Source organism: Bacillus sp. BSL6 (genome assembly GCF_052928345.1).
This window is the reverse complement of record NZ_JAVGCW010000003.1, coordinates 422048-435841: the sequence shown is the minus strand read 5'-3', so window position 1 is coordinate 435841 and position 13794 is coordinate 422048. Positions and strand designations below refer to the sequence as shown.

General features: G+C 35.1%; 12 protein-coding genes. 3 read left to right on the top strand and 9 right to left on the bottom strand.

Annotation, left to right across the window (positions count from 1 at the left end; genetic code table 11):
- Nucleotides 1-60: 60 nt before the first annotated feature.
- The 6 genes from rocR to RCJ96_RS13165 all read right to left on the bottom strand — a co-directional run bounded on the left by rocR (nucleotide 61) and on the right by RCJ96_RS13165 (nucleotide 6324).
- Entirely contained in the window at nucleotides 61-1446 is a 1386-nt protein-coding gene (gene rocR / locus RCJ96_RS13190; RefSeq protein WP_074610394.1) for an arginine utilization transcriptional regulator RocR, read from the bottom strand.
- 99 nt (nucleotides 1447-1545) lie between these two features.
- A complete protein-coding gene (ablB, locus tag RCJ96_RS13185; protein WP_000878620.1) occupies nucleotides 1546-2391 on the bottom strand; it encodes a putative beta-lysine N-acetyltransferase in 846 nt (281 codons plus the stop codon).
- Nucleotides 2388-3656 carry a peptidase gene (locus RCJ96_RS13180; RefSeq protein WP_074610392.1) on the bottom strand — a complete coding sequence of 423 codons (1269 nt, stop codon included), beginning with the start codon at nucleotides 3654-3656 and terminating at the stop codon, nucleotides 2388-2390. Before RCJ96_RS13180 ends, ablB begins: the two co-directional genes overlap by 4 nt.
- Before the next feature lie 15 nt (nucleotides 3657-3671).
- On the bottom strand, nucleotides 3672-4334 hold the full coding sequence (locus tag RCJ96_RS13175; RefSeq protein ID WP_074610390.1) for a CoA transferase subunit B: 663 nt from the start codon (nucleotides 4332-4334) through the stop codon (nucleotides 3672-3674).
- Nucleotides 4319-5017, bottom strand: coding sequence for an acetate CoA-transferase subunit alpha (gene atoD / locus RCJ96_RS13170; protein ID WP_000208097.1), 699 nt, complete (start codon nucleotides 5015-5017; stop codon nucleotides 4319-4321). Before atoD ends, RCJ96_RS13175 begins: the two co-directional genes overlap by 16 nt.
- The gene (locus tag RCJ96_RS13165; protein WP_074610387.1) at nucleotides 5014-6324 is read right to left on the bottom strand and encodes an aspartate aminotransferase family protein; all 1311 of its coding nucleotides are present in this window, start codon (nucleotides 6322-6324) and stop codon (nucleotides 5014-5016) included. Before RCJ96_RS13165 ends, atoD begins: the two co-directional genes overlap by 4 nt.
- A 989-nt stretch (nucleotides 6325-7313) precedes the next feature.
- Here RCJ96_RS13165 and RCJ96_RS13160 point away from each other — a divergent pair.
- Nucleotides 7314-8063 (top strand): DUF4397 domain-containing protein, encoded by a 750-nt coding sequence (locus RCJ96_RS13160; RefSeq protein WP_074610385.1) that lies wholly within the window; start codon nucleotides 7314-7316, stop codon nucleotides 8061-8063.
- A 33-nt stretch (nucleotides 8064-8096) separates the two neighbouring features.
- Here RCJ96_RS13160 and RCJ96_RS13155 read toward each other — a convergent pair whose 3' ends face one another.
- On the bottom strand, nucleotides 8097-9215 hold the full coding sequence (locus tag RCJ96_RS13155; protein WP_000451748.1) for a BA2291 family sporulation histidine kinase: 1119 nt from the start codon (nucleotides 9213-9215) through the stop codon (nucleotides 8097-8099).
- A gap of 245 nt (nucleotides 9216-9460) precedes the next feature.
- Here RCJ96_RS13155 and RCJ96_RS13150 point away from each other — a divergent pair, with 245 nt between their 5' ends.
- Nucleotides 9461-9853 (top strand): YueI family protein, encoded by a 393-nt coding sequence (locus RCJ96_RS13150; protein WP_000247572.1) that lies wholly within the window; start codon nucleotides 9461-9463, stop codon nucleotides 9851-9853.
- A gap of 117 nt (nucleotides 9854-9970) precedes the next feature.
- Here RCJ96_RS13150 and RCJ96_RS13145 read toward each other — a convergent pair whose 3' ends face one another.
- Together RCJ96_RS13145 and RCJ96_RS13140 are read right to left on the bottom strand one after the other, a co-directional pair.
- Nucleotides 9971-11395 carry an aldehyde dehydrogenase family protein gene (locus RCJ96_RS13145; protein ID WP_074610384.1) on the bottom strand — a complete coding sequence of 475 codons (1425 nt, stop codon included), beginning with the start codon at nucleotides 11393-11395 and terminating at the stop codon, nucleotides 9971-9973.
- A gap of 132 nt (nucleotides 11396-11527) precedes the next feature.
- Nucleotides 11528-12883, bottom strand: coding sequence for a hemolysin family protein (locus tag RCJ96_RS13140; RefSeq protein ID WP_048556973.1), 1356 nt, complete (start codon nucleotides 12881-12883; stop codon nucleotides 11528-11530).
- 353 nt (nucleotides 12884-13236) lie between these two features.
- On the opposite strand from RCJ96_RS13140, the gene racA reads away from it, so the two are divergent.
- Complete coding sequence (gene racA, locus RCJ96_RS13135) at nucleotides 13237-13779, top strand: chromosome-anchoring protein RacA (protein WP_000456007.1); 543 nt, start codon at nucleotides 13237-13239, stop codon at nucleotides 13777-13779.
- The last annotated feature ends 15 nt before the right edge of the window (nucleotides 13780-13794 follow it).

Sequence of the window (13794 nt, the reverse complement as noted above, 5' to 3'; positions counted from 1 at the left end):
TCATTACTTTACATATATGTAAACGCTCTTTTATTCGTGCAAACACACAAAAACCGCCAATTATTCGGCGGTTTTGTCGTACTTACTCAGTTTATATTGAAGCGTTTGACGAGGGATGCCTAACATTTTTGCAGCTTGTAGTATATTCCCTTCCGTTTCAATTAACGCTTGATCTATTAATTTTTTTTCCGTTTGATGAAGTGCTTCTCTAAGAGGCAATATGCCCTTCTTCTTTGGAAAACTCTCTTTCCGAAATGTACGCGGTAAACAATTGGCTGTTAATGTATTCCCTTCTGCAATAATGACAGCATGTTCAATCGTATGTTTTAACTCCCGAACATTTCCAGGCCATTGGTAAGCTTGTAGTCTTTCTTTCGCTTCCTTATCCATTTGAAGTACACCTTTTTTATAACTTTTATTATATTCTTTCAAAAAATAAGACGCTAACAATAATACATCCTCCGTTCTTTCACGGAGCGGCGGAATATATAATGAAAAGACATTTAATCGATAGTATAAATCAGTGCGAATTTTATTCTCTTTTAAACATATTTCTGGTGGCTGATTCATTGCGGTAATAACGCGAACATCTACTTTTCTCGTCTTATTATCACCAATACGACGAATAACACCATCTTCTAATACACGTAGCATTTTCGCTTGTAAATCGAGTGGCATTGAATTCAGTTCATCTAAAAACAATGTCCCTCCATCTACAAGTTCAAATAATCCCGCTCGTTCAATTGCCCCAGTATAACTACCCTTCGTCGTTCCAAACAATAAACTTTCTAATAGAGACTCTGGCAAAGCTGCGCAGTTTTGTGCAATAAACGGCTTGTTTTTCCTTTTAGAAGCTTCATGAATCGCTTGTACAAATAACTCTTTCCCTGTTCCTGTTTCCCCATATATTAAAACATTCGCATCAGTTGGAGCAACTTTTTGTGCTAATTCTTTCGTCTGTTTAAACCGAGCGTCATTCGTCACGATTGTCTCAAATGCAACATGCTTTTTGATCGCTTTTTTTCTAGATGACCGCTTTATTTTCGACTGCAAATCGACTATTGTATCCGTAAGTTTTTGAACTGTGGAATAATCCTTTGCAATTTCAACAGCACCAGCAATGTTTCCATCTATAAGAATAGGTAACGTCGTATTTACTGTGCAAATGTCTTCTCCATTTAAATTTTGATAATGCTGCACTTGATGAACGATTGGTTTTTTTGTATCTAACACTTTCATCAACGTACTTGTTTCCCTAGATAAAGAAGGGAACGCTTCTAACAAATGTTTACCTAACACTTTTTCAATTTTTGATCCATCGTGTTTTGCAGCTACAGTATTATAGAAAATTGTAATACCATTTTCATCTACTGCGTGTATAGCCTCATCAATACTGCCCAAAATCGCTTCAATGACTTCTTGTGTCGAAACTGCTAGCAATGTCATCCCCCCTCTTGCCGAAAATTCAGCAAATACTATGCCGAATTTCCGGCATACCTATGTGCGATTATAAGCATGACGTTTCCGTTCTATTTTTATAACGTACTATTTAGACAAATCTTTTACCCATATATTCATATCTTCTAGCTTATCGAAAATGTAGCAATTGTTCGCCAATCTTCCTGTATACGTATAGCCTAACTGATAAAAGGCTGCATTCATTCCGAAAGAAAGCGATCGAGCAATTGTATAAGAACAGAAAATCGATTTCTCTTGAAGTTCTTCTTCTAACTTAATTAATAAACTTTTCATAAACCCATGTTTACGATATGCAGGTAAAGTAGCACAATTCGTTAATTCTGCATTTCCTTCTTTTATATTCATTTCTGCAGACGCTGTACTAATTATTTTCCCCTCGAATTCATACACATAGTAAATTGTATCGTCTTCTTTCATCGTTTGTTTTACATAACTCGCTTCGTTTAAAGGAGTCGGATACACTTCAAATACTTCTCCAAAGACAGCCGCTAATTCTTCTGCGTCCTCTTCTGTCGCTTTTCTTAATAGGAATTTTTCCGGAACTATTTTTTCCTTTACTTCTTTTGCTTTTACACCGCTTAAAATGGTATCTTCCTCAGCCCAATGAATACTATTTCGTCTTTCATCATTATTAAATTTCACGAAAAAGTATGCATCGTGACCTTGAAAATAATGTGGTAATGTTGCTTCTAATAAAAAACCGAAAGAGAGCCATGTGGAAACATGCTCTCCCTTTCCTTTAACAATACATTTAGTGAAAGAATGTTTCTCTGCTAATTCATCAATTGTTTGGATAATCCTCTCAACATTTCCTGTGTAGTGGTCTACTCGAATACGTTTATTAAAATAGTCCAAAACACCTTCTACTGTATAGCCATTCGTCTGTTCTCTAAAAGATTCATAGTATTTCATTTTTTCACCTCACACCAATCTAGTAATGTGCATGCAATAATTTTTGCGGCAGCTATCATTTTATCAACTTCTATATATTCGTTTGGATAATGCGCTACTTTCGTTTCTCCTGGGCCAAATACTATCGTTGGTACACCTGCGATTTGTGTAAATAAGCCTCCATCAGTCCCCCACGGAGATGCTTCAATAATCGGTTTGTTCCCTTCGATTTCAACAAAGTTATGCTCGAGCGTTGTCATTAACTCATGATTTTCTTCCAGTTCACCTGGAACCCATCTTGCTCCAAACCATTCTACTTCTACAGGATTTTCAACAAACCAATTGTCCACATCCTTTAATTCCGTAATCCAATTCTCAAACTCTTCTTTTGCTGCCTCTATAGTCTCATTCGGCGCAATACCGCATCTTCCTTCTAAAATTAACGAATCGGGAACAGAACTTGGCCAGCTCCCGCCTTCAATTTTTCCAATATTAATTGGAATTGGAATCGGGATTCCTTTAAATAATGGGTCTGTAATTCGGTCATTTCTCTTCTCTTCCAGCTTTCTCAAATGATCTACAACAAACATACTTTTTTCAATTGCACTTACTCCTTCATAACGCGTTCCACCGTGTGCAGCTTTCCCTTTCACATGTAGACGAAACCACATGGATCCTTGTTGTTTCGGGAAAAACTTCATATTTGTCGGCTCTGGAATAATGACACCATCTGCTTTATATCCTCGTAATATCGTAGCTAATGTTCCTGCTCCGCCGCTTTCTTCTTCTATTACACTTTGAAAATAAATATCTCCTTTTAATTCAATACGAGATTCAATAATTGCTTCCATCGCAAGCATTAGCGCGACATTGCCGCCTTTCATATCCGTTGTTCCACGGCCGTATATACGATTTCCTATTCTCTCACCACTATAAGGATGATGGTCCCACTGGTCCACATCTCCTTCTGGTACAACATCAATATGTCCATTTAATATCATAGATTTCCCGTCGCCGTTTCCTTTAAGGGTTGCCACAATGTTCGGGCTATCCGAAAAACTTGTACGTGGTGATACAAAATAAGGATGATCTTTCATTTTAGAAAATGAAGGTTCCCAAATATCAAGATCTAAACCTAACTCGCGCAATTTTTCAATCACAATTGCCTGTGCACCACTTTCATCACCAGATACGCTCTTTTCTTGAATTAATCGTTTTAAAAATTTTACGCTCTCTTCTTCTTGACTCTCAATATAATCACAAATTTGTTTTTTTAATTGCTCCATATATTACATCTCCCCTCATTCAATTACTAGTAAGTTAGAGCCAATTTTAAAATTTGCTTCTGTATGTTGCTTTATATCTTCCACTGTGTAAGGGCTCATCAATTCTTGCAAAATAAGTCCACTCTCCGTTACTTCCATTACTGCCATATCCGTAATAATTAAATCTACACATTTTTTTGAAGTTAATGGTAATGTACACTCCGAAACAATTTTTGCATTTCCGTATTTATCGACATGATTCATCACAACAACGACCCGCTTCGCTTTTTGAGCTAAATCCATTGCTCCTCCAATACCTGGAACACGTTTCCCTGGAACAATCCAGTTTGCTAAATCACCATTCTCGCTTACTTGTAATGAACCAAGAATCGTTATATCTAGTAAACCTTTTCGAATCATCCCAAACGCTGTGCAACTATCAAAATAACTTGCTCCTGTAATAAGAGAAGTTGGCAAACCTGCTGCGTTACATAAATTTTCGTCTTCATTTCCTTTGCTTGGTGTAGGGCCCATACCTACAATTCCGTTTTCCGCATGAAACATAACGTTTATATCATCAGGCAAATGGTTTGGTACAAGCGATGGTATACCAATACCTAAATTTACAATCATGCCATTTTGTATTTCTTTCGCTGCACGTCTAGCAATTTTATCTCTCACTTCTACGCCCATACCCATTTCCAATTCACTCCTTCCGACGGTACGATATAATTTACAAATACTCCTGGGACAACAATTTCTTCTGGATCTAAACTTCCAAGTGGAACAATTTCTTCTGCTTCTACAATCGTTATATCCCCGGCCATAGCAACGTGAGGGTTCATGTTACGAGCGCTCTTATCAAACACAAGGTTACCAAATGGATCCGCTTTTTTCGCATATACAATCGCAACCTCAGCAGTTAATGCTGTTTCAACTAAATATGTCTTACCATTCATTTCAACAGTACGTTTTCCTTCTTCTACAATTGTATCAACACCTACATCAACTAATACGCCACCAAGTCCTACACCACCAGCGCGAATACGCTCTGCTAATGTTCCTTGAGGAGAAAACTCAATTTGTAATCTTCCTTCGTTTAGCTGTCTTCCTGCATTTGGGTTTGAACCGATATGAGAAGTAATTAATGATTTTACTCTTTCATTCGTAACGAGACGACCGATTCCTACATCAGGAAATCCTGTATCATTTCCTATTAAATTTAAATTTGTAACTCCTTTTTCTAAAATCGCCTGTATTAAAGAAGGAGGGGATCCAATCCCTCCAAATCCTCCAAACATTAATGTCATATCATCGTGAAACAAAGAAATTACTTCCTCTATCTCTTTTAATTTATCGAATGTATTTGTAATAGTTGTCATGCGATACTATGCCCTCCTTTTTGCATCATTTCTTCTACACTTTTTGCAAAAATTGAAAGTAATTCATCTAACTCGGAATATGTAGTTGTCATTGGCGGTGCCACAAGCAGTGCGCTATCTTCTTTTCCTGCTTGCCCTGAAACAGCTTGATATAAAAGAAGACCATTTTTAGCTGCAACTGAAATAAGTTCCGACGCCTTTGTAAACGGTTGCAATTCTACTCCAATCAGCAATCCTTTTCCACGCACATCAGCAATGATTGTCGATTGTTGCTGAACTTTCTGTAATCCCTTTATTAAATACTCTCCCTTTTCTGCTGTTTTTTCAGGTAGATTATGTTTCTCCATATATTCAATAACAGCTAAAGCTGTTGCTGCAGATAATGGATTTGCACTTAACGTATGCCCACTCATAACAGAACGTGTTCCCCGTAAAATCGGCTCCATTACACGGTCACTTACAACCGTCGCTGCCATCGGTGTGTATCCAGCTCCTAACCCTTTACCAAGGGTCATAATATCCGGTTCTACCCCCCAATGCTCCATCGCAAACCATGCGCCAGTACGACCAAGCCCAGTCATTACTTCATCAGCAATAAATAAAATATCGTAATGACTACAAATGTCTTTAATAACTTTATAATATTCTTTCGGCGGAACGACTGCACCTCCAGCTGCTCCAATAATCGGTTCAGCAATAAAAGCCGCAATATGTTCTGCTCCAATCCTTTCAATTGATCTTTCTAGTTCAGTCGCACAAGCAAGCTGACAAGTTGGATATACCTTTTGTACCGGACATCTAAAACAATATGGAGCTGGAATAGTTGGATAATCTTCTAAAATTGACACGAAACGTTGTCTACGCAGTGGATGCCCAGACATTGATAAGGCTCCCATCGTAATACCGTGATAACTCATCCATCGTGACAATATTTTATGCTTCCCTTGAATACCCCGCTCTTGAAAATGCTGAATTGCAATTTTCATAGCTGTTTCATTTGCTTCCGTACCACTATTTACAAAAAAGCTCCAGTTCAAATCTCCTACACTTAAATCGCTTAATTTCTTAGCTAATTTTTCAGCTGGTTCACTCGTAAACTGTGATCTATAAACGAAAGCAATCTCCTCAGCTTGCTTTTTGATAACGTCCGCAATCTCCTTTACGCCATGCCCAATACCTGCCGTAATTGCTCCTGACGAGCCATCAAAATATTTATTTCCGTTTTGATCATACAAATAGACACCTTTTCCATGTGAAATCATTGGATACGGCTGACCAACAAGTGGTTTAATTAAGTAATCGCGCATAGCGCTCCCCCATTTCTCCAATTTGTATATATATATGAAGAAAATTGACGTTTCTTTCATAAAAAAGAACCCTCTGCGAAAGCAGTGAATTTATCAAAAAACTATTATAAAATATACAAATGAGTGCTAAATACCAATTTTAAAAACAGAAAATTCAGAACTTAACTCAAAGACCAACCCTTATCTATACGCTCAAATAACCCTCCCTTATACAAAATTAACGCTTCACTAAATGTTTTTCTAACATAATGTCAGCTTCCCTCAAATGCCGACATTGTGTAAACTTCGACGAAACTCCCTTTAAACTCCTTCCTGTTCTCCTACTTTATATTGCATATTTTTAAACAAATCTCGACAATTAATCCTACTAAATGTATAGCAATTATTTTAAAGAAATCAATATTTCACATACAACTCCATCCGTTTTATACAATAAAAAAAGAACCGATTAACCACATTAATCAGTTCGGCACGACGCTCTTTTATCAGTTAATACCGTCACTTGCTAACATAAATAGAAACAATAGTATTACAAAATCACAATTCATCCTACAGTATAAAGCACAAAACCGTCCATAACTCCATTCACAATTCCTTGCGGGATATCCCCATCCCAAGATTTCATTCCTTTCCTCAAATTCAAACTACCTTTCCTTTATAATTTATGTAGGACAATTATCACTTTGTATGTGTATTTGCCTATAATTAAAAAAATCCCTAGTTTTCTAAGGATTTGGGACATGGTTTCGAAATATCACGTGTTATACTCTTACATTATTCATTTCAAAATACACACTTTATCAGCCAATATGAATGATATATTGTTGTATCCTCAAGAAAATTATTACTCTCGTTCACCTAAACTTAACTTATCCTAAAAAAATACTTACTATTAATTTTCAACCTTTCTCCTTTAAAAAACAAATTTTTTCGCATAACCTCTTTCTTGCTAAGCATATAGTTTTAATGATGACAAAGGAGGAATGTTCATGTCTCAATCTGAAATCGAAAAATATGGACAAGAAGCTGCACGTTACGAACAGCTCGCTCGATACTATCAATTTCATAATCCGAAAAAATATGTAGAACTATATATGAAATATTATGATGCGCTTACGAAACTTGTACAGGCATATGAAAAAAGAGATTCACAAGAAGCTACTTTACCATCACATATAAGGTTTTTTCACTCTGCTTCAAGTACACCTGCCGTTGACATTTTAGTAAATGGACAAAAGGTTATTAAAAATATTTCATTTAAACAATTTAGTCCCTATTTAACATTAGTACAAGGTAAGTACCGAATAGATATTGTTCCTGTCGAAAGTGAAACTCCCATCTTTTCAGCTTTAGTACCGATAATGGGAAATCACTCTTATACTTTTGCTGCAATAAATAGTGATCATCATCTACAATTACAACCTATTCTCGATAATACTCATTTACCATCAGGTCAAGCAAAAATACGCTTTGCACACTTTTCTCCCGATACCCCTGTTGTAAATGTAAGTTTAAAAGCTGGCGATCATTTATTTGAAAATGTACTCTTTAAACAAATAACAGATTTTTTAGAAGTTAGCCCTGGTACAGCGGATATAGAAGTTTCACTCGCAGATCATCAAAGTGTCTTACTAACTATACCGGATTTCAAAGTCGAACCGAACATTATTTATACAATTTCAATTTTAGGTTATTCAACGAAAGATCCTAAATTAGAAGCCGTTATACTTACGAATTAAAATAGTCTACACCATTCATTTGGTGTAGACTGTTTATTTTTGAAATGCAATTTGAAATTCTGTCCAATCGTTATCTGAACGACACATGATGGACCCATTATGTTTTTCTACAATTTGTTTACATACAAATAACCCAATACCAGTTCCTAACTTTTTAGTAGTTACAAATGGTTCAAAAATCGTTTCTACATTTTCAGCTGGAATCATTGGCCCGTTATTTTTTATTACAATCCGAATCGATTGATCTTCTTCAAATACATCAATGATAATTTTTCGTTCTTCTTTCATTGATTCAAGAGCGTCAATTGAGTTCATTAATATATTTAAAAATACTTGTCTCACTTCACTCCGATAACCAGTAAGCGGAATTGGATATGGCAAATTCTTTTCAATAGAAACATTTGCATTGACCAAACTTGGATATAAGAACTGTATAATGTCTTGAAACAAATCATTTAGCCAAAACCGTTCAGATTCAGTCCACATTTCTTTTTTCGATACGAGTAAAAATTGCGAAATGCGAAAATTTAATTGGTCTAATTCATGAGAAATAATATCTAAATACGATAAACTAGGATGGTCTGCCTTTAATAATTTGACAAACCCCATAATGGAAGTAAGCGGATTACGAAATTCATGTACAAAACTAGCTGACATTTGCCCTAAAATCGTCAGCCTTTCCTTATGTGTTTCGTTAATATATTGCTGTTTTTCCTCTAAATTTCTTGATATAATTTCCGAGTATTTTAAAACAGTGTAATAAATTAATTTGTCAAAACAAGTATGTATTTGGGCCATAATTGGTTTCAATTCACGTGCACTAACATCTAATTCACACATCGCTTCGAAAAGCTCATTTCTTCCTACATTTGCATTATAAACAAAATCACCTATATTCGCATCTGCTCCTGCACGTTCAATAGCAATTTTCTCGCATAATGGCTGAAGATAATTTATATCTTTTTCTTCCATAGTAAGTTCAATAATAAACTCTAATAAATCCTCTCCATTTTGAACTGCTTCTAGTCTAAATGGATCTTTATCGGAAATTATCATTTTGTTTTTCCAGTTCTCAACGAATTGGTGCCTGTTGTTTTTCAAGTGCGAACAAAATACTTCTTTAATATCCTTATCGATTGGAAAAACCTCCATTCCTCCATTTCCATGCGACGAACACCCTTTATATTTTGAATATTAACACAAAAAACATGATTCGTTAATAGATTATTGTCACATTTTGTTAATATGTGTTGATAAAATTTTTATAACATTATTAATTGTTTAGATTGTTACATTCCATTTTCCTTCCTTTCATTCAAATTTTTTATATTTGATGCGACTTTTTTTGCATCCTGCTTCATTCTTTCGTACAATAGAAAAGGAAAGGTGTGAAAAATATGGTAAATAAAAATGTGGAAGATTATCTCCAAGAAGGCATTTACGGCCAAAAGCAAAACAAACCAGAAGAACGTAATATGTATTTAACTACATTACGTGAGCGTGTAGAAATCGCTTTAACTATCGGTCAAGTAATGCAAAGTAATGTATATTCTGAAGTAGCTAGTAGCATGCGCTCTTCTCAATCATTACAAATATTCCTAAATGGTGGCATTGCTTACCCACATTTATCAAAATACATTAAATTAGCGAACGAAAAAAATGTTCCTTTTACAATTGTTCAAAATAAAGGTACAGAAACACCAATCGGTTTAGTATTATCTCATAGCACTGCTGTCGACAAAGAACAAATTTATGTAGAAGATGCTATTTTCAAACAAGAAATGAAGTAAAAGGTACACTTGATTAAATGAAATCATTCTAAGAAACGCCAAATAAACAAAAAAAACGAGTATGGAATCGTAAACATTTCCTACTCGTTTTTTTGCGATGTTTAAGTTCTAGTTCCTTTATTTTTTAATACACACTAATTTCATTTCTGTCATTTCTTCGATTGCATATTTAATTCCTTCACGCCCCGTACCACTTTCTTTCACACCCCCGTAAGGCATATGGTCTACTCTGAACGTTGGAATATCATTTATCATGACACCACCAACTTCAAGCTCATCAATTGCACGCATAGCTTTAAACAAATTATTTGTAAATACACCTGCCTGTAGACCGTAACGTGAATGATTTACTTGCTCTATAGCCTCATCAAATTCTTTAAATGTATTTACTGTCATAAGTGGACCGAATACTTCTTGGCACTGTACAGATACATGCTCTGGAACATTCGTTAATACAGTTGGTTCAAAAATCCTTTCATCACGTTTGTTACCACCATACAAAACGTTCGCTCCTTCTTTAACTGCTTCTTGCACCCAGTTATCGATACGCTCGACATCTTTTTTCGAAATTAAAGCCGATACATCCGTTTCCTCCATCAGCGGATCACCAACAACAACTGTTTCCATCGCTTTCTGTAACTTAGATAAAAATTCATCTATTCTCTCTTCATGTACAAAAACGCGTTGTACGGAAATACAAACTTGTCCATTATTAACAAATGCTCCCCATTTTACACGTTCAATTAATTCATCTGTTAATTCTACATCTTCATCAATAATAACTGCAGCATTTGATCCTAGCTCTAACGTAACTCGCTTTAACCCAGCCTTTGCCTTAATTCCAATTCCAACTTTCGGACTTCCTGTAAAAGTAATGGAAGCAACATCATCATTTGTAACTATTGCTTCGCCTACAGTTGAACCAGGACCAGAAATAATATTTAAAGCCCCTTTTGGCAATCCTGCTTCTTCAAATAGTTCAACTAATGCATAAGATGATAGAGGCGTTTGATCAGCTGGTTTTAATACAACTGTATTTCCAGCAGCAATTGCAGGGCCCACTTTATGTGCCACTAAATTTAATGGAAAATTAAATGGTGTAATCGCCCCTATAACCCCAATCGGTTTTCGTATTGTGTATGCAATGCGCCCATCTGCACCAGGTGCTGCATCAAGTGGCAGTGTCTCACCGTATATACGCTTCGCTTCTTCAGCTGCAAATTTGTATGTCTGAACGGTACGATCTACTTCTCCCCTTGCAGCACGTATTGGTTTTGCAGCCTCTTTTGCAATAATCTCTGCAAATTCTTCTCTTCTTTCATCCATTTTTTGTGCGACTTTCTCTAAAATAGTCGCACGATCATATGCAGATAACGCATTCATTTCTGTCATTGCACTTTTTGCAGCAATAACAGCCTCTTTTACATCTTCTTCCGTTCCTTGCGCGATTTCCGCTAATGTTTCTTCAGAATATGGTGCATATAATGGTTTATACGTATTTACAGACTTCCAATCTCCATTTATATATAAATGCTTTTTCATAATTCTTCTCCTTTCAAATATATGTATACAACAATACTTCACCTAGTGAAAGGTCTGACTTATGTCATTGTAACATAGCCCTTATTCTGCCAAAAACATTATGCTCAAAAAAACTCTGCCATCTAGCAGAGTCTACGAACTAATTTGTTCTTGTAATGAAATTTGTTGTTCATCTTCTAAAATAACAATTGATTCTACAGTTTTTGTAACTTCTAGTCTCTTTATATAGTGTCCATCTAATTCTTTTACGCAAAACTTATAATTTTCGATTTCAATGAAATCCTCTTCAGCAATTTCTATATTCTTCGTTAAAATCCATCCACCTATTGTGTCAACACCATTATCATCAATCGTTAAACCTAATAACGTATTTACTTCACTAACAAGTACTTTTCCCTCTAGTATTGTTTTTGTTTCACTAACTTGTTGAATTTCTGGCTGTTCATCTGTATCAAACTCATCTTGAATATCTCCAACTATTTCTTCTAAAATGTCTTCAACAGTAACAAGTCCAGACGTACCACCATATTCATCTATCAATATAGCAATATGTGTTCTTTCTTTTTGCATTTTTAAAAATAAGTCGTGTATTGGGATGGAGTCGATAACTAAAATAATCGGCCTAATATATTGCTCTACTTTCTTATTACTAACCGCATTATGCTGCACAAAATCTGTGAAAATATCTTTAAAATTCACAAAGCCTATTACGTGATCTTTGTCGCCATCAACAACTGGATATCTCGTATATTTTTCCCGAGACATTTTTTGCAACGCTTCTTCAGCAGGCATTTCTTTACTTATAATATGCATCTCAGTTCGGGGTACCATTATCTCTTTTGCTATACGATCATCAAATTCAAAGATTTTATTTACATATTTATATTCAGACTGATTAATCTCTCCATTTTTGTAACTTTCTGAAACTAATAACCGTAATTCTTCTTCTGAATGAACTTCATCGTGCCCTTTCGGTGGTTTCAGCCCTAGCAACTTCGTAATTATTCGGGCTGATCCATTTAATAGCCAAATAAATGGAAACGCCATACGATAAAAGAAAGTTAACGGTTTAGCAACAAATAAACTCACCTGTTCAGCTTTTTGAATCGCAAATGTTTTTGGAGCCAATTCCCCTATTACAACATGTAAAAATGTAATAAACAAAAACACTAAAATTACAGCAAAAATATCTGCTAGTTGAGTAGAAATGTTCAAATTCACAAAAAATGTGTCAAACATTTGCTTTAACGCAGGTTTACCGAACCACCCAATTCCCAGTGCTGTAACTGTTATTCCTAGCTGACAAGCAGATAAATATTCGTCTAAGTTTGTAATGACTGTTTTGACAGATGTTGCGCGATTATTTCCTTCTGCAATTAAATAGTCAATTCTTGAACTTCGCACTTTAACAATTGCAAATTCTGCTGCAACGAAAAATGCCGTTAAGGCAATTAAAACAATCACTATACTTATACTATATATGTCCAAATACTTTTCCTTACTTACATTGTAAGCAAGGAAGCCACCTCCTACTTAATTTTATTCAAGTGAAGTAAGCATTCTAATACTCTAACAAAATTCTACATTAGCAACCACCTTTTTATATATTATATGCATACATAAAAAAGATATTTATCATTATGATAATCTAATTCATTTCCCTCAGTCAAATGATTCTAAATTTTAAGATAAAAACTTTTATATTCACGATATATTCTTCCTAGCTTCATTTCGTGAAAAAACACTTTCTTTGCCGATTCCACACTTCTTTTGTCACACTGGAAGGGAACTTACTTCATAGATCGAAATCATTCAACAGGATATATATAGGAGGGATTATTTTGGAATATAAAACACCATTTATCGCAAAAAAATTAGGTGTTAGCCCAAAGGCTGTTGTCCGGATTGCACAACAATTAAATCTTACTATAGAAAAAAATAAATATGGTCACTTTATTTTTACACAAGATGATTTAGACCAAATGTTAGAATACCATCTTTCACAAATAGAGAAGTCCCAAAACACTCACCCTACTCAAAAAACATCATCAAATGATGTTGAAGAATTGAAAACTCAAGTAAATACAATTGTTCAAAACATATCATCACATGATTTTGAGCAATTAACCGCTCAATTAAACACAATTACGAGAAGACTAGATCGAATGGAAGAACAAATGCAAGATAAGGCAAATGATGTTGTTACGTACCAACTTTTACAACATCGCCGTGAAATGGAGGAAATGTTAGAGCGAATTCAAAAACTAGAAGCTACCCTCAAGAAAGAAGAACCAATCTATATTACTCCCGATACAAAGCCAATATATGAACGTGAAAAGAAACCGAAGCGCCGTAAAATGATTTTTAGTATATTTGGATTATAATTTTTAGACCCTTAT

Coding starts and splice junctions, on each gene's coding strand:
- rocR (WP_074610394.1), bottom strand. CDS start 1,446: ATGACATTGCTAGCAGTTTCGACACAAGAAGTCATTGAAGCGATTTTG.
- RCJ96_RS13145 (WP_074610384.1), bottom strand. CDS start 11,395: ATGAAAAAGCATTTATATATAAATGGAGATTGGAAGTCTGTAAATACG.
- RCJ96_RS13160 (WP_074610385.1), top strand. CDS start 7,314: ATGTCTCAATCTGAAATCGAAAAATATGGACAAGAAGCTGCACGTTAC.
- RCJ96_RS13155 (WP_000451748.1), bottom strand. CDS start 9,215: ATGGAGGTTTTTCCAATCGATAAGGATATTAAAGAAGTATTTTGTTCG.
- RCJ96_RS13150 (WP_000247572.1), top strand. CDS start 9,461: ATGGTAAATAAAAATGTGGAAGATTATCTCCAAGAAGGCATTTACGGC.
- RCJ96_RS13180 (WP_074610392.1), bottom strand. CDS start 3,656: ATGGAGCAATTAAAAAAACAAATTTGTGATTATATTGAGAGTCAAGAA.
- RCJ96_RS13165 (WP_074610387.1), bottom strand. CDS start 6,324: ATGCGCGATTACTTAATTAAACCACTTGTTGGTCAGCCGTATCCAATG.
- atoD (WP_000208097.1), bottom strand. CDS start 5,017: ATGACAACTATTACAAATACATTCGATAAATTAAAAGAGATAGAGGAA.
- ablB (WP_000878620.1), bottom strand. CDS start 2,391: ATGAAATACTATGAATCTTTTAGAGAACAGACGAATGGCTATACAGTA.
- RCJ96_RS13175 (WP_074610390.1), bottom strand. CDS start 4,334: ATGGGTATGGGCGTAGAAGTGAGAGATAAAATTGCTAGACGTGCAGCG.